Source organism: Microcystis wesenbergii FACHB-1317 (assembly GCF_014696875.1).
In the GTDB taxonomy this organism is placed as follows: domain Bacteria; phylum Cyanobacteriota; class Cyanobacteriia; order Cyanobacteriales; family Microcystaceae; genus Microcystis; species Microcystis wesenbergii_A.
Genome location: NZ_JACJQV010000043.1, coordinates 1 through 20509, shown reverse-complemented (window position 1 = coordinate 20509; position 20509 = coordinate 1). Strand labels below are relative to the sequence as shown.

The 20509-nt window shown below is 43.9% G+C and carries 15 protein-coding genes and 3 pseudogenes; 6 read left to right on the top strand and 12 right to left on the bottom strand.

Annotated features, from left to right (window positions below; translation table 11 throughout):
- The first annotated feature begins 465 nt into the window (after positions 1-465).
- Together pruA and H6F92_RS00875 are read left to right on the top strand one after the other, a co-directional pair.
- On the top strand, positions 466-3435 hold the full coding sequence (pruA, locus tag H6F92_RS00880) for an L-glutamate gamma-semialdehyde dehydrogenase (RefSeq protein WP_190356462.1): 2970 nt from the start codon (positions 466-468) through the stop codon (positions 3433-3435).
- Between the two features lie 855 nt (positions 3436-4290).
- Positions 4291-5925: an alpha-D-glucose phosphate-specific phosphoglucomutase gene (locus tag H6F92_RS00875; RefSeq protein ID WP_190356461.1), complete on the top strand. Its 1635-nt coding sequence runs from the start codon at positions 4291-4293 to the stop codon at positions 5923-5925.
- Positions 5926-6031: 106 nt separating this feature from the next.
- On the opposite strand, the gene H6F92_RS00870 is transcribed toward H6F92_RS00875, so the two are convergent.
- From H6F92_RS00870 to H6F92_RS00835, 8 genes are all read right to left on the bottom strand, one after another.
- Positions 6032-7249 (bottom strand): BaiN/RdsA family NAD(P)/FAD-dependent oxidoreductase, encoded by a 1218-nt coding sequence (locus tag H6F92_RS00870; RefSeq protein ID WP_190356460.1) that lies wholly within the window; start codon positions 7247-7249, stop codon positions 6032-6034.
- Between the two features lie 115 nt (positions 7250-7364).
- Positions 7365-8063: an urea ABC transporter ATP-binding subunit UrtE gene (gene urtE, locus H6F92_RS00865; RefSeq protein WP_190356459.1), complete on the bottom strand. Its 699-nt coding sequence runs from the start codon at positions 8061-8063 to the stop codon at positions 7365-7367.
- A gap of 38 nt (positions 8064-8101) precedes the next feature.
- Complete coding sequence (gene urtD / locus H6F92_RS00860; RefSeq protein ID WP_190356458.1) at positions 8102-8848, bottom strand: urea ABC transporter ATP-binding protein UrtD; 747 nt, start codon at positions 8846-8848, stop codon at positions 8102-8104.
- A gap of 120 nt (positions 8849-8968) precedes the next feature.
- The gene (gene urtC, locus H6F92_RS00855; RefSeq protein ID WP_190356457.1) at positions 8969-10123 is read right to left on the bottom strand and encodes an urea ABC transporter permease subunit UrtC; all 1155 of its coding nucleotides are present in this window, start codon (positions 10121-10123) and stop codon (positions 8969-8971) included.
- Positions 10124-10126: 3 nt separating this feature from the next.
- The gene (locus H6F92_RS00850) at positions 10127-11323 is read right to left on the bottom strand and encodes an ABC transporter permease subunit (protein WP_190356456.1); all 1197 of its coding nucleotides are present in this window, start codon (positions 11321-11323) and stop codon (positions 10127-10129) included.
- 94 nt (positions 11324-11417) lie between these two features.
- Positions 11418-12734, bottom strand: coding sequence for an urea ABC transporter substrate-binding protein (urtA, locus tag H6F92_RS00845; protein ID WP_190356455.1), 1317 nt, complete (start codon positions 12732-12734; stop codon positions 11418-11420).
- 385 nt (positions 12735-13119) lie between these two features.
- A complete protein-coding gene (locus tag H6F92_RS00840) occupies positions 13120-13395 on the bottom strand; it encodes a TMEM165/GDT1 family protein (protein WP_045358754.1) in 276 nt (91 codons plus the stop codon).
- Positions 13396-13474: 79 nt separating this feature from the next.
- Positions 13475-13807 carry a TMEM165/GDT1 family protein gene (locus tag H6F92_RS00835; RefSeq protein ID WP_190356454.1) on the bottom strand — a complete coding sequence of 111 codons (333 nt, stop codon included), beginning with the start codon at positions 13805-13807 and terminating at the stop codon, positions 13475-13477.
- Between the two features lie 213 nt (positions 13808-14020).
- Here H6F92_RS00835 and H6F92_RS00830 point away from each other — a divergent pair, with 213 nt between their 5' ends.
- Positions 14021-14626 carry a vWA domain-containing protein gene (locus H6F92_RS00830; protein WP_002733700.1) on the top strand — a complete coding sequence of 202 codons (606 nt, stop codon included), beginning with the start codon at positions 14021-14023 and terminating at the stop codon, positions 14624-14626.
- Positions 14627-14674: 48 nt separating this feature from the next.
- Here H6F92_RS00830 and glgA read toward each other — a convergent pair whose 3' ends face one another.
- From glgA to H6F92_RS00810, 4 genes are all read right to left on the bottom strand, one after another.
- On the bottom strand, positions 14675-16102 hold the full coding sequence (gene glgA, locus H6F92_RS00825; protein WP_190356453.1) for a glycogen synthase GlgA: 1428 nt from the start codon (positions 16100-16102) through the stop codon (positions 14675-14677).
- 349 nt (positions 16103-16451) lie between these two features.
- Positions 16452-16652, bottom strand: a complete 201-nt coding sequence (gene psb35 / locus H6F92_RS00820; protein ID WP_045358758.1) for a photosystem II assembly protein Psb35 — start codon at positions 16650-16652, stop codon at positions 16452-16454.
- A 59-nt stretch (positions 16653-16711) separates the two neighbouring features.
- Positions 16712-17119: a gamma-glutamylcyclotransferase family protein gene (locus H6F92_RS00815; RefSeq protein ID WP_190356452.1), complete on the bottom strand. Its 408-nt coding sequence runs from the start codon at positions 17117-17119 to the stop codon at positions 16712-16714.
- On the bottom strand, positions 17116-18141 hold the full coding sequence (locus H6F92_RS00810; RefSeq protein ID WP_190356451.1) for an aldo/keto reductase: 1026 nt from the start codon (positions 18139-18141) through the stop codon (positions 17116-17118). The genes H6F92_RS00815 and H6F92_RS00810 overlap by 4 nt, the downstream gene beginning before the upstream one ends.
- A gap of 525 nt (positions 18142-18666) precedes the next feature.
- On the opposite strand from H6F92_RS00810, the pseudogene H6F92_RS00805 reads away from it, so the two are divergent.
- From H6F92_RS00805 to H6F92_RS26675, 3 pseudogenes are all read left to right on the top strand, one after another.
- Positions 18667-19021, top strand: a pseudogene (locus tag H6F92_RS00805) (transposase DNA-binding-containing protein); the annotation flags it as partial.
- A 269-nt stretch (positions 19022-19290) separates the two neighbouring features.
- A pseudogene (locus H6F92_RS00800) lies at positions 19291-19608 on the top strand (nucleotidyltransferase family protein).
- Between the two features lie 163 nt (positions 19609-19771).
- Positions 19772-20254 (top strand): annotated as a pseudogene (locus H6F92_RS26675) (ribonuclease toxin HepT-like protein).
- Positions 20255-20509: the final 255 nt, after the last annotated feature.

The following is a 20509-nucleotide window of genomic DNA, read 5'->3' as shown; positions in this document are numbered from 1 at the left end:
AAAAGTTAAACTTCAAGTTTTCATTCAGGACAAATGTACGGGTTAACTAATTTTTTTGGGAAAATTAGTTAACCCATCATTATAACATATAATTAATTTGCAAGAGTTCTAATGCTCTTTTACCCGTCCCTGCTTTTGCGATCAGTTTTCAAATCACCCTCGGTCAATTATTTGACTGGTTAAGAGGTTAACGGATTATCAGTTATCAGTAAACAGTGATCAGTGATCAGTGACAAATTCCCCAACCTCGCCACTTCCCCACTCGATCGAGTACAATAGAGTGTTCAGCAAAAGCGATCGGCTATTAGCTTTGATTAGTCCTTCGGTAAGAGTTATAAACCAGAGAAAAGAGCCATTAAGAGCGGCAATCAGCTGAAAAAGCTCAAAAACTGAATTTTAGGCTGAAGGCTGACCTTAGCTTGCTGAAAGCTGAATCCCGTTGATAATTTTTTTACTTGAATCACCGTGGTTATCCAAATCGACTCAACTCAAAACTACGAAACCAAAACCCAAGAGATCGCTAGACAACTTTTAGCCGAAACTCGCGAAAAAAAAGGTCTTTGGTCTGCTTTACAGGATCAAATGCGTTGGGATGATAAATTACTCGATTGGGCAATGTCTAACCCCAATTTACGAGTACAATTATTCCGTTTTATTGACTGTTTACCCGCTTTACGCAGTAATGCCGAGATCGCTAATCATCTCCAACAATACCTCGGTGATGCTTCCGTAGAACTGCCCAGTGCGCTGAAAAGTATCCTCAACTTTAGTGATCCTAACTCCCTACCCGCTCAAACGGCCGCCAGTGTGATCAGTAAATCCGTAGAAACCTTAGCTCGTAAGTATATCGCTGGGGAAGACCTAGGGCAAATTACTCGCACTGTCACCCGTCTGCGGAAGGAAAAAATGGCTTTTACCATAGATCTCCTCGGTGAAGCGGTAATTACTGAAGCGGAAACCCAAGTTTATCTACAAAGTTATCTCGATTTAATGACCCATTTGGCTCAAGAAGCGACCAAATGGAATAAAGTTAGCCAAATTGATGAAGCGGACGGCGACTTACTACCACAAGTGCAGGTTTCTGTCAAGCTAACTGCCTTTTATTCTCAGTTTGATCCCATGGATCCGATTGGTAGTAAGGAGAAAGTTTGCGATCGCATTCGCCTACTATTACGACGCGCTCAGGAGTTAGGGGTAGCAGTCCATTTTGATATGGAACAGTACGTTTATAAAAACCTCACCCTGTCTATCCTGAAAGAATTACTCCTAGAAGAAGAATTTTGCAGTCGTACCGATATTGGTATCACCCTACAGGCATATTTAAGAGATTCTGCCCAAGATTTACAAGATTTAATTAATTGGGCCAAAAAGCGCGGTTATCCCCTGACTGTCCGGCTAGTCAAAGGCGCTTACTGGGATCAGGAAACGATTAAATCTCGCCAAAATCATTGGCCACAGCCGGTATATAACGAAAAATCAGCCACAGATGCCAATTATGAACGGATGACGCGGTTATTATTGGAAAATCATCAATATTTATACGCTGCTATCGGTAGTCATAACGTGCGATCGCAAGCCATGGCTTGTGCGATCGCAGAAAGTTTAGAAATTCCCCGTCGTCGCTTTGAAATGCAGGTATTGTACGGCATGGGCGACCAATTAGCCAAAGCCTTAGTGAAGCGGGGTCATCGGGTGCGGGTTTATTCCCCCTACGGACAACTTTTACCCGGTATGGCCTACCTAATCCGCCGTTTATTAGAAAATACCGCTAATAGTTCTTTCCTACGGCAAAATTTGGAGGATCGTCCCGTGGAAGATTTAATCGCAGCCCCCCGGGTTTTAGGCAAGGATAACTCGATTATCCCCGGTTTTCCTAATGCCCCCGATACGGATTATGCCAACGAGCAATTACGAAATAAAGCGAGTCAAGCCCTTACTTTTGTCAAAAATTCCCTCGGTAAAACCTATTTACCCCTAATTAACGGCGAATACGTCGCCACCAATGTTCAAATTAATTCCGTTAATCCCTGTAACCCGCAGGAAATAGTGGGAAAAGTGGGCTTAATTGAGGTAGAACAGGCAGAAAAAGCGATCATAGCGGCTAAACAGGCTTTTCCCGCTTGGAAACGCACCCCAGTGGCTAAAAGAGCAGAAATACTGCGAAAAGCGGCAGATTTGATGGAAGCGCGACGACACGAGTTATCGGCCTGGATTTGTTTGGAAGTGGGCAAAGTTATCCAACAGGCGGATCCAGAAGTGTCAGAAGCGATCGATTTTTGCCGTTATTACGCCTCCGAGATGGAAAGACTGGATTTAGGGCATAATTTCGACGTGGCAGGCGAGAATAATCGTTATTCCTACCAACCCCGGGGTATTGCTTTAGTGATTTCCCCCTGGAATTTCCCCCTGGCCATTGCGGTGGGGATGACAGTAGCAGCTTTAGTAGCTGGTAACTGCACGCTATTGAAACCGGCCGAGACTTCCTCGGTGATTACGGCGAAATTTGCCGAGATTCTCCTAGAAGCGGGTATTCCTGCCGGAGTCTTCCAATATATCCCGGGTAAAGGTTCGCAAGTGGGGGCGCATTTAGTTAGCCATCCCGATGTTCACCTAATCGCCTTCACCGGTTCACGAGAAGTGGGCTGTCGCATCTATACAGATGCCTCGATCGTGCAAAAGGGTCAAAAACACCTAAAACGAGTTATCGCCGAAATGGGCGGCAAAAATGCCCTAATTGTCGATGAGAGTGCCGATTTAGATCAGGCCGTTGTCGGTGCGGTTAAGTCCGCTTTTGGCTACACCGGCCAGAAATGTTCCGCCTGTTCGCGGATAATTGTTCTGGAAAGCGTCTATGATAGCTTTGTGGATCGCTTTGTCGAGGCTACCGGGTCCCTCAATATCGGGCCGACGGATTTACCGAGTACGGAAGTAGGACCGGTTATCGACGAGAAAGCTCAAGCAAGAATTCGGGAATATATCGAAACTGGTAAAAAAGAGGCAGAATTGGCCCTAGAGATGCCAATTCCAGAAGTGGGTTACTTCGTCAGTCCCACCGTCTTTAAGAATGTTCCCCCCGATGCGGTAATAGCGATGGAGGAGATTTTTGGTCCAGTGGTGGCGATTATCAAAGTGAGCAATTTTGAGCAAGCTTTAGCTGTAGCTAACGGAACCGACTATGCTCTAACCGGCGGCTTATATTCTCGCACTCCTGCCCATATTAACCGAGCTATGCAGGAATTTGAAGTAGGAAACCTCTATATTAACCGGGGAATCACCGGCGCGATTGTCTCCCGTCAACCCTTCGGGGGTTTCAAGATGTCGGGGGTAGGTTCCAAAGCAGGGGGTCCCGATTATCTGCTGCAATTCCTCGAACCTCGTCACATCAGCGAGAATATTCAACGTCAGGGATTTGCACCGATTGAAGGGGCCGATTAAGCGATATAGCCAAAATTGGCGATTATTGGGGGTTTATACCCCCAAATCGGGTTAAATTATCGGCTAAGACTAAATCCAGTTATTAAAAACTGATTATTTATTCTCCGTTTTGCCTATTGCCTTTTGCCTCTCCTGATATTTAGCCTATACTCAAGGGATTTAGTATTACTTGCCACTTGATCACTCAATCCAAGCTTTTGGGGGGTTCTACCCCCCAAACCCCTAGGGCTGATTCATTCTCTAGTTTGATTCCTTGTTTGTCTGTCTTCAATCGCTTACGGGGCAAGCAAAGCAAGGCATTTTAAAAATTTTTCAGATATTTGTTCTGAGAAATTGACTGAAAACCTTGCCAGATAAGGATTTGATTGAATGACATTTGCGAGAATGAAACGACCCTACCCAAACCCCCCGTTGGGGGCGTGGCGCCGCCCCCAAACCCCGGAGCGCATTAGTTTTTCGGTGGGATGCTTACAGGCAGCCGCTGACGCATCTGTAATAATTTAAGAGTCACTCCGCTTGCAGGAGTGCCTCTCCTGATATGTAGCTTATACTGAACGGATTTAGTATGATTGACGAATTGGCGTTATTTCAGCTTCTATTTTCAAGTCAGTATTCAGGAGTCAGGAGTCAGCTTTTTTCTCCCTGCTCCCTTCCCCCCACTTCCCTATCTCCCCACTCCCCTATCTCCCCCCGCAACGCGCACGAAGTGGTCTCCCCACTGTCCTAGACTTTTTAAACAGGATTTAGTATGACAGGGGACTCCCCAGCTGTTGTCTTTCCTAGCTGATTTCTTGGCTGTCAACCTACTGCTATATACTTAAGTTGACAATTGCCTCAGCCTATCAAGAAAAGACTATGACGATTGAAACCGTTGCCACAAAACCCTTTAGTGACCAGAAACCGGGGACTTCCGGACTACGAAAATCCGTTCCCGTTTTTCAACAACCCCATTATCTGGAAAATTTTATTCAAGCTATCTTCAATACTTTAGACGGTATCGAGGGTCAAACCCTAGTTGTCGGTGGAGATGGTCGTTATTATAACCGTCAAGCTATTCAAACTATCCTGAAAATCGCCGCCGCTAACGGTATCGGTAGAATACTCGTGGGAACCGATGGTATTGTCTCCACTCCCGCTATTTCTGGGTTAATTCGCGAAAATAACGCTTTTGGCGGTATTGTTCTCTCTGCTAGTCATAACCCCGGCGGTCCAGAGGGGGATTTTGGCATTAAGTACAATATTACTAACGGCGGACCGGCCCCGGAAAATATCACCGATGCAATTTATGCCGAGACTAAGGTGATTAGCAGTTATAAAATCCTCTTAGGGGCCGATATTAATCTCGATCGCCCCGGTTCCTTTAAACTGGGAACTATGGATGTGGAAGTGATCGATGCGGTCACTCCCTACGTCAAAATGATGGAAAAGATTTTTGATTTCGATCGCATTCAGGCCCTACTCACTTCTGGTAAGTTTAAAATGTGCATGGATTCTCTCCATGCGGTAACCGGTCCCTACGCTTATGCCCTATTTGAACAGCGTTTAGGTGCGCCCAAGGGTACAGTGTTAAATGGTATTCCCCTAGAGGACTTTGGTGGTGGTCATCCCGATCCTAACCTAGTCTATGCCCATGATCTGGTAGAAATTCTCTTTGGTCAAGATGCACCCGATTTTGGGGCTGCTTCCGATGGAGATGGCGATCGCAATATGGTCCTCGGTCGGAATTTTTTTGTCACCCCCAGTGATAGTTTAGCTGTACTAACTGCCAATGCACATCTAGTACCGGGCTATCAAAATGGTATCACGGGAGTGGCGCGATCGATGCCCACCAGTGCGGCGGCCGATCGAGTAGCGGCTAAACTGGGAATTGACTGTTATGAAACTCCCACCGGTTGGAAATTCTTCGGTAATTTGTTAGATGCGGGGAAAGCAACCCTTTGTGGTGAGGAAAGTTTCGGCACGGGTTCCAATCATATTCGCGAAAAAGATGGTTTATGGGCGGTTCTTTTCTGGTTAAATATTTTGGCAGTTAAAGGGGAATCTGTAGAGGAAATTGTTCGCAGTCATTGGCAAGAATTCGGTCGTAATTTCTATTCTCGTCATGATTATGAAGAAGTCGCCTTAGAACCGGCAAAAGAGATGATGGCACGTCTCCAGAAGCTGGTTTTAGACCTTAAGGGTCAACAATTTGGTAACTATGAAGTGGAATATGCCGATGATTTTAGCTATACCGATCCCGTGGATGGTAGTGTGAGTAAAAATCAAGGCATTCGCATTGGTTTTACCGATGGTTCTCGGATTGTTTACCGTCTATCGGGTACGGGAACTAAAGGAGCAACTCTCCGGGTTTATCTAGAAAGTTATGAACCGGACGCGAGTAAACACGATATCGACACCCAAAAGGCCCTACAGCCGTTAATTGATTTAGCCGAAGAAATCGGTCAAATTCGTCAATCTACCGGACGGGAACAACCCACGGTTATTACCTAGGGTTGGCTGAAAAAGTTTTTCGTGGGGGCAGGGTTCCCCCCGATCCCTCCAATGGCTGGCACTTTTTGAGGTCAAAAAAGCCTAAACTAGATTTATTCAGCCAGCCCTATCTATTGCCCATGGCTTGTCCGGCGAGATAACCAGTGGTCCAAGCGCATTGAAAATTAAATCCCCCCGTGACTCCATCGATATCTAGTACCTCCCCGGCAAAATATAACCCCGGACAGATTTTACTTTCCATAGTTTTAAAATCCACTTCCTGAAGATTCACTCCCCCAGAGGTGACAAATTCCTCCTTAAACACCCCTTTTCCTTTGATTTGATATTCCCCCTGCTGTAATTCAATCATCAATCGATTGAGAGTATTTTTAGATAATTCTGCCCAGGGAGTTTCCGAGTTAACAGTCAAGTAACTTAATAAACTCTGCCAAAGACGCTTAGGTAACTGTTCAAAGGGACAATAATTAAAAAGTTTTCTTTTGGGATATTCACTTTTAGTTTGTAAGATAATTTCTCGCAATTTTTCAGGAGGATAATCCCCTAACCAATTAATGATTAAAGGCATTCGGTAATGATGCTCGTGAAGTACCCGCGCTCCCCAAGCAGAAAGTTTTAAAATAGCCGGTCCACTAACTCCCCAATGGGTAATTAATAAAGGTCCGATTTGTTCTAATTTGCTTCCCCCAAGACGAACTCGCACTTTATCCACAGTAACCCCTAACAAATCTTTCAGACGAGGATCGGTAATTTGAAAGGTAAATAAAGAAGGGACAGGAGAGACTAGAGAATGACCTAAATCTTGAGCGGTGCGATAACCAAAAGGACTACTTCCCGTAGCAATTAAAAGCTTATCTGCCCTAATTTGCTCATCTCTTTTTAATTCAATTAAAAAACTTTCTTCCTGTTTTTTTACCGATTTTACTGCACAATTTAGCCTTAAATTAACCCCAGCAAAAGTCGCACTTTCCCGCAGACAATTAACAATAGTTTCAGAATTATCGGTGCTGGGAAACATTCGTCCATCCGCTTCTGTTTTGAGTTTTACCCCCCGCAATTCAAACCATTTAATAGTATCTTGGGGTTGAAACCGACTAAAAGCTCCCCGTAGTGCTTTGCCACCGCGAGGATAATAATTAACCAATTGGGAAACATCAAAACAATGATGGGTGACATTACAGCGTCCCCCTCCCGAAATCCGCACTTTAACTAGGGGTTCTTTTGCCGCTTCTAGGATAGTAACGCCAGCTTTTGGGTTAGATTCTGCCGCTTTAATTGCGCCAAAAAATCCCGCTGCCCCGCCACCAATTACGACTATTTGAGTCATATAAGTAAGTGGTTATAATTAAATTGAAGATAGATTTTGTCTTTAATCCCCCCTTGATAAGGGGGGTGTCTGATAATTTTTAACACCTACCTACTTATCAAGGAAAAAGTTAAGTTTAAACTGCCAAAAATCGCTGAATGACTTCTTGACTTAATTCGCTCGTGAAACCGGAAGCAACAATTCCCCCTTTCTGCATGGCGTAATATCGATCAGCTTGGCGGACAAAATGCAGGTGTTGTTCTACTAATAAAACGGCGATTCCTTTACTGGCAACAATACGCCGCACCGCTGCTTCAATTTCGAGGATAATTGACGGTTGAATTCCTTCCGTGGGTTCATCTAAAATTAATAATTTTGGTTCCCCCACTAAAGCGCGAGCGATGGCTAATTGCTGTTGTTGTCCACCGCTTAAATCTCCTCCCATCCGCGATAACATGGTTTTTAAAACGGGAAATAAATCAAAGATTTCTTCGGGAATTGTGGCATTTTTTCTTTTTGTGGGTAAAGCTTCCAAACCGAGAATTAAATTCTCTTTTACCGTTAAACGGGGAATAATATCCCTACCCTGCGGCACATAACCCAGTCCCAATCTGGCTCTTTGATCTGAGGTTTTATTAATGAGGTTTTCTTGCTCATAATTAATGACTCCCGCTCGCGGTTTTAAGATACCCATCAAGGTTTTTAATAGGGTAGTTTTACCCACGCCATTACGTCCAATTAAACAGACCATTTCTCCCGCATTAATGTTAAGATCAACATTTCTTAAAATATGACTTTCTCCGTAGTAAACATTGAGATCAGATATGTGTAACATTGTCAACCCTTTTTAACTAATTTTAATCGTTTGATTGTTTATTCTTCCGAGGAACCCAGATAAACTTCAATAACTTTCGGATCATTTTGAATTTGCTCCATATTCCCCTCACATAGAACAGTTCCTTGGTGTAAAACCGTGACTTTGCGGGCAATTTGACGGACAAATTCCATATCGTGTTCAATGACAATAATTGAATGACTTTCCGCTAGATTTAACAACAAATTACCCACGTTTTCCGTTTCCTCATCGGTTAATCCTGCTACGGGTTCATCTACTAGCAGTAAATCTGGTGACTGGGCCACTAATTGGCCAATTTCTAAGCGTTGTTTTTCCCCGTGAGAAAGTAAAGAAGCGGATAAATCAGCTTTAGCAGTTAACCCGATAGTTTCCAATAAACCAATAACTTTTATGCTATCTTCTAGGGGAGGACGACCGAAAAGAGTTGAGAAAACATTTTTATTACGGTTGCTAACTAAATCGAGATTTTCTCGGACAGTTAGATTTAAATATACCCTAGGAGTTTGGAATTTGCGACCAATCCCTAAACGAGCGATCGCAAATTCAGGAATTTTGCGGAGATCTCGACCTTTAAATAATACCCGTCCGATGGTGGGTTGCACTTTCCCCGTAATCACATCTAAAAAAGTGGTTTTTCCCGCACCATTGGGACCGATAATCACCCGCAATTCTCCCGTATCCATACTGAAATTAAGATTATTGAGAGCCTTAAAACCCCCAAAACTAACGGTAAGATTCTCGATTTCTAGGATTTTTCCAGTCATAATTTCTAAGAGGGAATTGGGAAGTATTTTCGGTGAACAGTCAGCAGTAATCAGTGAACTGAAAACTCACATCTGATAACTGATAACTGATAACTGATAACTGATAACTGATAGCTAAGGTCACTTATGCTCTAATTCTTCTCTTTCCAATTGCACTTCCGGAGCTTCCTCAATACTAGGATAGGTGATTAAAGTTTTGCGGAAACCAAAATGAGTCAGCAAACGTTTAATTCCACCGAGAAGACCATCGGGAAGCACTGTCACCACAATTAGGAATAGGGCCCCTTGGAAAAATACCCAGACTTCCGGAAATTGTTCGCTTAAAAAAGTTTGGGCCATGCGTACTAATAAAGTACCGACAACTGCCCCCACAAGGGTAGCACGTCCCCCCACAGCCACCCAAATCACCATTTCAATGGAAAAAGCCACATCCATAGAGTTAGGAGTGATAATACCGGTTTGCACAGTATAAAGAGCGCCGGCAACACCGGCAATCGCCCCAGAAATGCCAAAAACTAACACCTTAAACCAAGTAGGATCATAACCGGAAAAACGGACACGCACCTCATCATCGCGAATGGCGACTAACAAGCGCCCAAATCTGCCGGTAGTTAACCAACGACAGAGGAGATAAATAGCCAGTAAACAGACAATTGTGAGTAAATAAAAGGCCACTTGAACGGCATCGGAGCCTACCAGCAACCCGAAAATTGTTTGGGTATCGGTTTTTAAGCCATTAGTGCCGTTAATTAACTTTTGTTGGCCGTTAAAAAAGTTAAAAAATACCAGTAAAGCCGCTTGGGTCAAAATCGAGAAATAAACCCCTTTAATGCGATTGCGGAAGATTAAATAACCTAATAATCCCGCCACGATCGCTGGTACGATAATTAGGGCTAGAATTGTCAAAGGTAGGGAATAAAAAGGTTGCCAAATAAAAGGTAATTCTGTCACCCCGTAGAGAGTAAAAAATTCGGGCATTTGTCCGGGGGGTAACTGAAGATTTAGGTACATGGCCAAAGCGTAACCACCGAGAGCAAAAAAGATGCCATGGCCAAGACTTAATAAACCCGTATAACCCCAGATTAAATCTATCCCCAAAGCGACAATAGCGAAGGAAAGAAATCGCCCCAATAAACGCAAGCGGAAAGCCGACAAAGCTAAGGGCAAAAAAAACGCAAAGATAACCACCAATCCAACGATAACAGCGATTTCCGTGATTAACTTTTTCTTTTCCCGTTGTCGGGATTCGTTTCTAGTGATGGTTTCGGTAATCATAATCTATAACTCGGCAGTACGTCCTTTAGGAGGAAAAATTCCCGCAGGTTTGAATTGCAAGAAAGCAATAATTAAAGCAAAAATCATCACTTTTGCCATGCTAGTGGTGGAGAAAAAGGTGAAGAAATCCGTTAGGGGTTTTAGGGCTTCTACGGAACCAAAAATCAGAGCAAAAGTTCCCGAACCAATTAAATAATTAGCCACACCGATGGCCATAGCCGCGATAATAGTTCCCAGGAGATTACCCACTCCCCCCACCACCACCACCATGAAGGTATCAACGATATAATTCTGTCCCACATTTGGACCGACGGAACCCAAGAAACTAATCGCACAACCGGCAACTCCAGCTAATCCCGAACCGAGGGCAAAAGTCAAAGCATCCACTTGATTTGTCGGAATGCCTAAACAGGCACTCATCTGGCGATTTTGGGTGACGGCACGAATGCGTAAACCCCAAGAAGATTTATTTAAAAACCAATAAGTCCCTAACAAACAAAGGCCAGTTAAAATGATAATAAATAGACGGGTGTAGGGCATTTGAAAACCGGGTAAAGGTAAACCTCCCCGTAACCAGGCAGGAGCCGTGACATCGACGTTTCTGGCACTAAACCAGGGTCGAGCGAGAACCGGATTAAAAGATAAAAGATAGCCTAATAATCCAGCGATAGCTAGGGATAAAGGCAGGGTGATACCAATAGCTAAATTGCGAATTCTCTCCCAATCTAGGCGACGACTTAACACCTTCATAGCCCCAAAAAATAAGAGACAGAAAACTATTAAACTAATTACTAATAACCCGTTGACACTTCTGACAAATTGCTGCAGAATTAAGCTGACTCCCCAAGTGGCCAGCAGCGTTTCTAGGGGTCTGCCGTAGAGGAACCTAATCACCCCCCTTTCTAATAATAATCCCGCCAATCCCGACACTAAAAAAGCGATCGGTAGGGCGAATAAAACATAAGTATCAAAGAGAGAAATACGGAAAGCTTGAAAGACATTTAAAATATAAATATCTTCAAAACCTTTAAAGATATTCTGCACCACAAAAGTAGTATAAGCCCCTAACATCATTAACTCACCGTGAGCGAGATTAATCACCCCCATCAGTCCGAAAACAATCGCTAGTCCTAAAGCGGCCAGCAATAGCACAGAACCGATGCTAATACCATTAAATAATCCTTCCAATAATGCTGACACTTTTCGTTATTCCCGTGCATTTTTAAGCTTTAAAAAGAGGGGTGAGCAGTAATGCCCACCTCACTCTCGTTATTGTCTGGAAAAATTCCTAAAACTAGGATTTTTCCATTTTGAACTTACCGCCCTTGGCCGGATCCGTCCAGTCACAGGCAAAGCCCTTAGTTTCGGGGACAAATTGGTTCCAAGGTTGCGGATCCACTACCCCCGGAGTTGACCAAACGATGTTAAATAGACCATCATCTCTCACCTGACCAATGCGGACGGTTTTAGAGATATGATGATTGGGGAACATTTCCACCGGTCCTTCGGGAGCATCGAATTTCTGTCCTACGGCTGCGGCGCGAACTTTGTCGAGATCATCGGCGGTTGCCGCTTTTTCCACCGCTTGCTTCCAGAGATAGACCATGATGTAGGCCGCTTCCATGGGGTCATTGGTCACGCGATCCTCACCATATTTAGCTCGAAAAGCCGCAACAAATTTCTTGTTAGCGGGGGTATCTACGGTTTGGAAATAGTTCCAACAAGCGTATTGACCGAGGAGATATTCCTTACCAATTTGTTTAACTTCTTCCTCGGCAACACTCACCGACATGACCGGATATTTATCGGGAGTTAAACCGGCCGCTTGCAGTTGTTTAAAGAAAGCCACGTTACTATCACCGTTAAGGGTGTTGAAAATAACGCCGCCATCGGGTAAAGCTTGCTTAATTTTGGTGATAATCGGGGTAACTTCCGTGTTACCTAGGGGTAGATAGTCTTCGCCCACGGTTTCGCCGCCTTTCGCCTTTAACTGCTCTTTAATAATCGTGTTGGCGGTGCGGGGAAAAACGTAGTCGGAACCGACGAGGAAGAATTTTTTCCCTTTATTTTCCAGCAACCAAGTCACTGCCGGCTCGATCTGTTGGTTGGGGGCAGCACCGGTGTAAAAGATATTTCTAGAACACTCTTGACCCTCGTACTGGACGGGATACCAGAGCATATGGTTTTTGGCTTCAAACACGGGTAAAACCGCCTGACGACTGGCGGAAGTCCAACAACCGAAGACGGTCACAACTTTGTCCTGATCGATCAGTTTGGTGGCTTTTTCGGTAAAAGTTGGCCAATCGGAAGCGCCATCTTCCACCACTGCCTCGATCTGTTTACCAAGAACACCACCGGCGGCATTGATTTCCTCGATCGCCAGTTTTTCCGCATCAACTACGCTGGTTTCACTGATGGCCATGGTGCCACTGAGGGAGTGCAGAATACCCACCTTAATTGTCTCTCCAGAGGCTGGGGCGGGACTAGCAGCCGGGCTAGGACTAGCCGTGGGGGTTTGGCTTTGATTGCCACCACAAGCTTTTAACAGAATACTGGTTCCCAAAGCGGCAGAACCGTACAGGAGAAATTTACGTCGTCCTAAATTTGACATGATGATCTTGAACTAACCTCGCTGACAATATTAGCTACTTCACACGGATGTTTTTGCTGAGGAGATTTTCGGGAATCTTTCTACGAATATCTGTGTGATATTACGGCTAGGTTAGCAGATTTTTTGTAATTTTCGCTACTTTTTAGATGTTTTTTGTAATTTTTGCTACTTTTTTCCAAAAAATTAATTATTTTTCTGGAATTTACCTCAGTTTTTTAGCTATCAGGAGTCGGGAGACAGAAGACAGGAGTCGGGAGACAGGAGTCAGGAGGCAGGAGATTATTTCTATTTATTCTTCCGACACCCCACACCCCACACCCTACACCCTACACCCCACACCCCACACCCTGCCCCCAGGAAAAGCTTTTTGCCGCAAACCCAATTATCAATCTGAATCTGGCCAAAGCAGCCGGACAGCAAGCAGCGCAAAACCGATGGCCGCTATCGCTTTTAAGATCTTAGCGGGGAATAATTGCGCCATACTGCCCCCCGCAAGGACTCCTAAGAAACTGGTGAAGATTAAGGCGGTAATTGAGCCAAAAAAGACAGCTTTAGGTGATTTGGAACTGCCACCGAGAGCGATCGCTACTAATTGACTTTTATCGCCGATTTCTGCCAAAAAAACCGTGATAAATGTCAGTCCGAATAATTGCCAATTCATAAATTTTAGGGAGATGGGAAGCTTTTTTCAGTGAACAGTGAACAGTAAACAGTAAACAGTCACACTGATCACTGATTGCTTAGAGAATATCGCCGATGAGTAAACCAGTGATCAAAAGGAGAAGGATAGCGACACCGATATCTAAAGTTTTCGGGGAAAGACGACGCGCAATCCAATAACCGATCAGGACACCGAGGAGACTGGTAGCGATTAAAGCGCTGGCTGCCCCGGCAAAAACCACCCAGGGGGATTGGGATTCGGCGCTGATGAGAAGGGTTGCTAATTGGGTTTTATCGCCGATTTCAGCCAAAAATATGGTTAGGAAGGTGGAACTAAACACCGTCCAAAAACTCCAAGAAGGTGGATTATCTGGCTTTTTCTCGGTTAAGGCGATCGATTTGCTATCACTCATCGGCTAATTTAACAATATCGGGTTAAGCAATAATTTTCATACTTTTTTCATTTTAGCCCGACCGGTTTTCTGGCGATAGTTTCTGCTGTTGGGGGCGCTGTCTCCTCCCCCCAATAGTTAAAAAACCCTAGTCGATCGAGGTAGAGTTTCCATCCTAGAGTTTAATAATTATTAGACTAGGACGAGCGCAAATTGCTTGGAGGTATAGCCCCTATGGTAGAAAACAGAGATTATACTCTGATTATTGACAAAAGTGGCAGTATGTCCACTGCTGATAAACCCAGCGAGAAAACCCGTTGGCAAATTGCCCAAGAATCCACCCTCGCCTTGGCTAGAAAGTGCGAGGAATTCGATCCCGACGGCATCACTATCTATCTTTTTTCCGGACGTTTCCGACGCTATGATAATGTTACTTCCGATAAGGTGACACAAATTTATCAAGAAAATGAACCTATGGGGAGGACAGACCTAGCCGCTGTTCTTCAAGATGCCCTCAATAATTATTTTCAGCGCAAAACTGCTGGCAAAACTAAACCCAACGGAGAAACTATTCTGGTGATTACCGACGGAGAACCAGATGATCGCAAAGCGGTGATGCGTCAAATTATCGAAGCTTCTCGAAAACTCGATAGGGATGAAGAATTAGCCATTTCTCTGATTCAAGTAGGCCATGATCGACAAGCAACCGAATTTCTTAAAGCTTTAGACGATCAGCTAGAATCGGCGGGGGCCAAATTCGATATCGTTGACACAATTACTATCGATGATATGGAAGATATGACCCTAGCGGAAGTTCTTCTCAATGCCGTTACCGATTAATTTCTAGCCAGTAGGGGTGATATATCTTCACCCCTAATCAAGGAGGATTTAACTGCTAGTCAGGGCGACCAATTTATCTTTTTCCTCATCGGATAATTGATCCGATTGTCCGGTGATTTGTTTGTAGATTTTGAGATATTCCAAAGCGGATTTATACCAACTAAAATCTTGAGTCATTGCCCGTTGCTGTAGTTTTTGCCAATCCTGTTTATAACGGAAACTTTCCCAAGTCCGGATCATACAGGTAAACAGGTCTAAAGGTTCATAGCGATCGAAACTAAATCCTGTTCCTTTTTCCTGAATTGGGTCGTGGAAAGATACCGTATCGACTAAACCACCGGTGCGGCGTACCATGGGAATACAACCGTAACGCATGGCCATTAATTGGGAAATGCCACAGGGTTCAAAACGGGAAGGCATTAACAAAGCATCGGCCCCCCCATAGATGCGACGGGAAAGGGCATCACTATAGAGAAGATGCAGGGACATTCGCCCCCGGAAACGGGAAGTCATCTCCCACAGTTGGGTTTCATAATAGCGATCGCCTGTACCCAAAATAATCAATTGAGCATCAGTATAGGTGAGAAAGCGATCTAAAATTTGCATCACTAGATCAATACCTTTTTGTTCCACCAAACGCGTCACCATCGCCATGACAAAGGCACTTTTACTGACCTGTAGCCCCACTTCTTCTTGCAGGGCAATTTTATTGATCAGACGTTTTTCGATGGTTTCTGGGGTAAAATTCTGCTTAAGATAAACATCTTTAGCAGGGTCATACACCTCCGTATCGATGCCGTTGACAATCCCCACCAGATTGCCGGAAATATAGGACAATAATCCCTCTAAATTTTCGCCATAAATGGGGGTCTGTATTTGACGGGCATAGGTGGGAGAAACGGTGGTGATGCGATTAGCAAATTGAACCGCCGCGGCCATCGTATTATCGCCCTGCATATACCAAGGACACCAAGTCATTTTTTCTAATGCCTCCCGCCAAGGCCCCTGGTAGGCGAGATTATGGATAGTAAAAACGGTGCTAATATCGGGGTCTTGGTGCATCCAGACGGGAATCATGCCCGTATGCCAATCATGACAGTGAATAACTTGCGGTTTCCAGTAATTCCAAGCGAATTCCGCCGCACCATTGGCAAATAGGGTAAATCTCCAGGCCTCATCTTCGCCTCCGTAGATATTGCGTCCAGAGAAAGCTAGATGACCAAAGAGGTAGAGAGGAATATCCGTATCGGGTAAAACCGTCTCATAGACTAAAAAATCCTGAAACATGGCGAATCCTGACCAAATGGGTTCGGAAGGGATGTCCATTTTTTCCGCCAGAAAACCGTAGTAGGGTAGAAAAATCCGCACATCATGACCTAGCTGACGCAAGACTTTCGGTAATGCCCCAATTACGTCTCCCATTCCCCCAACTTTGGCAATTGGGGCTGCCTCGGCACCCACAAATAGAATTCGCATACTCTTCCCGCTTCACTGAAGATCGATATGGGCAATGTTAGTGATTATAGGGGACTTATTCACCCAATCGATCAAATATCTTGATTATTTTCTGGGCTGTTGGCGATTTGTCAGTTATCGGCACAGGGAGGCACAATTATTTGTAGGATGGGTTAGCGGTAGCGTAACATGAGCGGGCGTTGGGTTTCCTGCTTCAACCGTTCGGCGGTTCGGCTGAGATCACCGTCGAAGCCTGAGATCACGGCCGAAGCCCAACCTACGTTCTGTGCTGTTGGCGATTTGTCAGTTATCAGTGAACAGTGAACAGTGAACTGAAAACTTGCATCTGATGACTGATAACTGCCTTTTTCTAGGATTGAGAATCAGAATCCACCTCGGTCTTCACTTCGGGGATAATATCGGGTCTTTGGGCATCTTCCCAACCGACCGGGCGTTTAGAATTATACCAAGCGATCGAACCGATGCTGACAGCAGCCAGAAAACCGACCACATAAACTGCCACGAAATAAACGGGGAATTTGCCACTGGCCACTTCTAGGAGTAGATACATAATTTTTTCACGATTAAGCTTTTAATTGATATATATTAACAGAATCGGCCTGCTCATCCCTATTCTTGATCGCTACTGGTCCAGCAACCGGAAGGCAGCCAAACTCCGCCATGAAAAGCTATTTTTGCCGGTGTCATCATATATCCCCAAGCTTCGCAGATCAATTCTCGCTCTAGATTATAAATAGGAAGTCTGCGACGCTGATACTCGTTTTCTTCCGCAGCTCTGCCGGGTTGATAATCTTCCAAAGCATCCAAAAGCCCCATATCATAATCTGCGTTAAAAGTCAATAAAATTCCCTTCACCCAGCCCTCGCCCTCGGTCAGTCCGGGATAACCGAGGGCGGTAAGATGGTATAAATGCCCCTTTGTGTAGGCGGTTTTAGAGTTGACCACTTTTCCTGCACAGTAGGCAGAATAGTTACTCTCCTTAGGTTTCAGGGTTCCATAAACAAAAACTTCCATCATCGGTCTAATTGTGCTGCTACTCCTCCTAATAGGATATCGCCAACAAATTGACTGGCTAAAAGTTCGTGGGGAAAACCGAGGGAAATGGCACTGATATTATCGAGTCGTTGCAGCTGTTCCCCAGTTAGGTTAAAGTCCACACAGGCGAGATTATCCTGCAATTGGGACAATCTTCGAGCGCCAATGATGGGAATTACGGAGTTAGGGCGATTTCTGAGCCAATTTAACGCCACTTGTGCCGGTGATTTCCCGATTTCTCTGGCTATCTCCAGGACGGTCTCGGCAATTTTCAGATCGCGATCAAAAATTTGAAAAGGTTGGTCGGTCATGCTTAAACGACCATCGACGGGGTTGGGTTGATTATATTTTCCCGTTAAAACTCCTCCTGCCAGGGGACTCCAAGCTGTCACCCCGATATTTAATGCTTTGGCCATAGGCAATAATTCCCGTTCGGGGGTGCGTTCCTTGAGAGAATATTCTATTTGTAGTCCGATAAAGGGTGTCCATCCCCGTAGGGTGGCCAGGGTGTTTGCTTGGGAGACAATCCAAGCAGGACTGTCAGAAATGCCGATATAAAGGACCTTTCCCATCCTGACCAAATCATCGAAAGCGCGCATCACTTCTTCGATAGGAGTGAGAGAGTCCCAAAGATGAAGCCAGAGTAAATCGATGTAATCAGTGCCTAAACGCTTTAAACTCGCTTCTACCGACTGAAAGAGGTTTTTTCGATGATTTCCGCAGGCATTGACATCCCCGGGACGGGTGTTGAGAGAATATTTGGTGGCGATTACCCATTTTTCTCGATCGCCCTTGACAAATTCCCCCACTAATGTTTCACTGGTTCCGTTAGTGTAGAGATTAGCAGTATCGAGAAAATTGCCGCCCGCTTCCGCAAAAGCCTGAAAAACCGCCCGACTTTCTTCTTTATCCGACCCCCAACCCCAATCTTCCCCGAATGTCATCGTTCCTAGACATAGTTCGGAAACTCGCAGACCACTATTACCTAAAAGTTTGTAACGCATATTTCCAGTAGGGTTTCTGAGCCTAGTCTAACGGCAAAAATCTTCACTGTAGGTAAATTGTCGGAAATATTGGCTCTTTCCATGCCTATTTCGGCAACAATTCCTCCCATTTAGCTATCTATTTTTTTAGAGTAAGCTAAGACGCATTTTAACCGCCTATCCTTAGATTAGCTGAATATTCCCCACCCCCCCCAACCCCTTATCCATTAGTTAGATCTTTCTTAACAAAAAGAGAAGAAACTTAAAAAAAGGGGAAACGATTGATAGGTATAGTTTTGAAAGAAAGAATTAAGGTGGAGGTGAGCAAAAAAATGGAGAAATGGGCAGCCCAAGAATTACAGTAAGTGGGTGGGTGGAATTAAATATAAGATGAACGTAGGTTGGGCTTCGGCCGTGAGCTTTTGCGTTCGACAAAAGCTCACGCCGAGGTCCGAACGGTTGAAGCATGAAACCGTTCGGCTGAGCTCACGGCCGAAGCCCAACGCCCGCTCATGTTACGCTACCGCTAACCCATCTTACAAATAATTGCGCCTCCCTACTTATGCAGACCTAGGGGACACGAGAAGAAAGAAAAGATTAATCAGTATCGTGGAAAACTTGGCCAGCCAATTTAGTACACTTGTTCCACAAGTTGCGGTAAATCTAGCCGCAGGGAGTGCCACATCTGACTTTTGCAATTCACCCTATTTTCAACCCTCAGAGCTAATTGCCGCCCAAGCTAAAAGTACAGTAGAAAGAATCAAAGAACATCCAATAGTTTTGGCAGTGCAAGACACAACCAGTTTAGACTTGACGAGGCAAAAAGCCAAAAAGGGAAAAGGGAATGGGTTATCTAGATTGTCAAACATCCTTTGGTCTCAAAGTTCATACCACATTGGGGGATTTCTGATCAAGAAGCTCCCTGATAAGCTGTTGACTATCTAAATTACTCGTTAAGATTGCAGGGGAGCGCCGGAGCAGGGAGCAGGGAGAAGCAGTTTGAGCATTTGTACTAAAATTTCCCCTACGCAGTTTAAATTCAGTACAGCTTATTTATTAGGAAGGGATGTGGGTTGGTTCGGACAAAAGGCTTGCTCAGTAGGCGATCGCTTATCACAAAAATTGCTATCATAGAAACTATTGATATTCAATGATTTAGGGGTAATCATAATGACACAGTTAACTGAAGAACGAAAACAAGAGATTATTGCTGAAGTTTTAGCAGCGAGAGCAAACCGTAAACAATTTCTATTAGAGATGAAACAACGGCAACAAGCAGGGTTAAAAATTGCTCAAAAATGTGCTAGTCTCCTTAAAGAGAAGTATGGAGTCACGAAAGTTGTTTTATTTGGTTCATTGTTAAATTATGAAGAAATAACTCCCCATTCTGATCTTGATTTAGCGGTTTAGGATTTACCAGAGAAAGATTATTTTAAAGCGATAGCAGAGTTAGATAATGGACAGGATTTTGAGGTGGATTTAGTATAAGTTCAAAAGGCTCATCCTTATAAGTAGTCATGCAAAATAAATTTCCTAGTGAAGACAGGCAAGAGGCAATAGGCAAGAGGCAAGAGGCAAAAGCTTTATCGAAATGTGTAATTAATTTTGCTTAGGTACTTATTTTAGCAGCAATTGCTCAGGGGGTTGAATTATGACTAATTTATCAATTCAAGATAGAATTAATCAAGAACTCAATAAAATTCTGCAAGCCCTACAACAGTTAGAGATATTTTTAAGAGAATTATCTAATCAATCGGATGTCATGTATCAAAACGCATTAATTAATTCTATTGCGCTTAATTTGCATGGAGTTTATACTAGAATTGAGCGTATATTTGAAGCGATTGCTAAAAAAATTGCTCAAAGATTCCCAACGGGGGATAAATGGCATCGAGATTGATGAGAGCAAATGTCTGTTGATATACCTAAGGTGAGAAAAGCAGTTATTACAGAAGAAACAAGGCTCATTTTGGATGATTTACGGCGGTTTCGTCATCTGGTTAGAAGTGCTTATTCTTGCCAATTAGATGAGGAAAAGGTTTTAATCATCGCCCATCAAATTGTTAATTCTTATCAAACCATAATCAATGAAATTCAATTGTTTTGTAATAATTTAAGTAAGGGAGAAACTTAATTAAAGATAACCCAATTTACAAGATCACCTTCGGTGCGCTTTCAGCGAGCGGCGTGCTGCTATAGAACTCTTGCAAATTAATTATATGTTATAATGATGGGTTAACTAATTTTTTGGGGAAAATTAGTTAATCAGTACATTTGTCCTGAATGAAAACTTGAAGTTTAACTTTTAACTCAAAACTCTTTAGAGCTGCTTTAATTTGGTTATCAAAACCTCTTTATTTAAGCGGCACAAACTATCTCAATTATAAAA

Excerpts from the sequence above, each read along its gene's own strand:
- urtA (WP_190356455.1), bottom strand. The coding sequence starts at position 12,734 with ATGTCAAATTTAGGACGACGTAAATTTCTCCTGTACGGTTCTGCCGCT.
- H6F92_RS00840 (WP_045358754.1), bottom strand. The coding sequence starts at position 13,395 with ATGAATTGGCAATTATTCGGACTGACATTTATCACGGTTTTTTTGGCA.
- urtD (WP_190356458.1), bottom strand. The coding sequence starts at position 8,848 with ATGACTGGAAAAATCCTAGAAATCGAGAATCTTACCGTTAGTTTTGGG.
- psb35 (WP_045358758.1), bottom strand. The coding sequence starts at position 16,652 with ATGTATCTACTCCTAGAAGTGGCCAGTGGCAAATTCCCCGTTTATTTC.
- H6F92_RS00830 (WP_002733700.1), top strand. The coding sequence starts at position 14,021 with ATGGTAGAAAACAGAGATTATACTCTGATTATTGACAAAAGTGGCAGT.
- urtC (WP_190356457.1), bottom strand. The coding sequence starts at position 10,123 with ATGATTACCGAAACCATCACTAGAAACGAATCCCGACAACGGGAAAAG.
- H6F92_RS00835 (WP_190356454.1), bottom strand. The coding sequence starts at position 13,807 with ATGAGTGATAGCAAATCGATCGCCTTAACCGAGAAAAAGCCAGATAAT.
- glgA (WP_190356453.1), bottom strand. The coding sequence starts at position 16,102 with ATGCGAATTCTATTTGTGGGTGCCGAGGCAGCCCCAATTGCCAAAGTT.
- H6F92_RS00870 (WP_190356460.1), bottom strand. The coding sequence starts at position 7,249 with ATGACTCAAATAGTCGTAATTGGTGGCGGGGCAGCGGGATTTTTTGGC.
- urtE (WP_190356459.1), bottom strand. The coding sequence starts at position 8,063 with ATGTTACACATATCTGATCTCAATGTTTACTACGGAGAAAGTCATATT.
- H6F92_RS00815 (WP_190356452.1), bottom strand. The coding sequence starts at position 17,119 with ATGATGGAAGTTTTTGTTTATGGAACCCTGAAACCTAAGGAGAGTAAC.
- H6F92_RS00810 (WP_190356451.1), bottom strand. The coding sequence starts at position 18,141 with ATGCGTTACAAACTTTTAGGTAATAGTGGTCTGCGAGTTTCCGAACTA.
- H6F92_RS00875 (WP_190356461.1), top strand. The coding sequence starts at position 4,291 with ATGACGATTGAAACCGTTGCCACAAAACCCTTTAGTGACCAGAAACCG.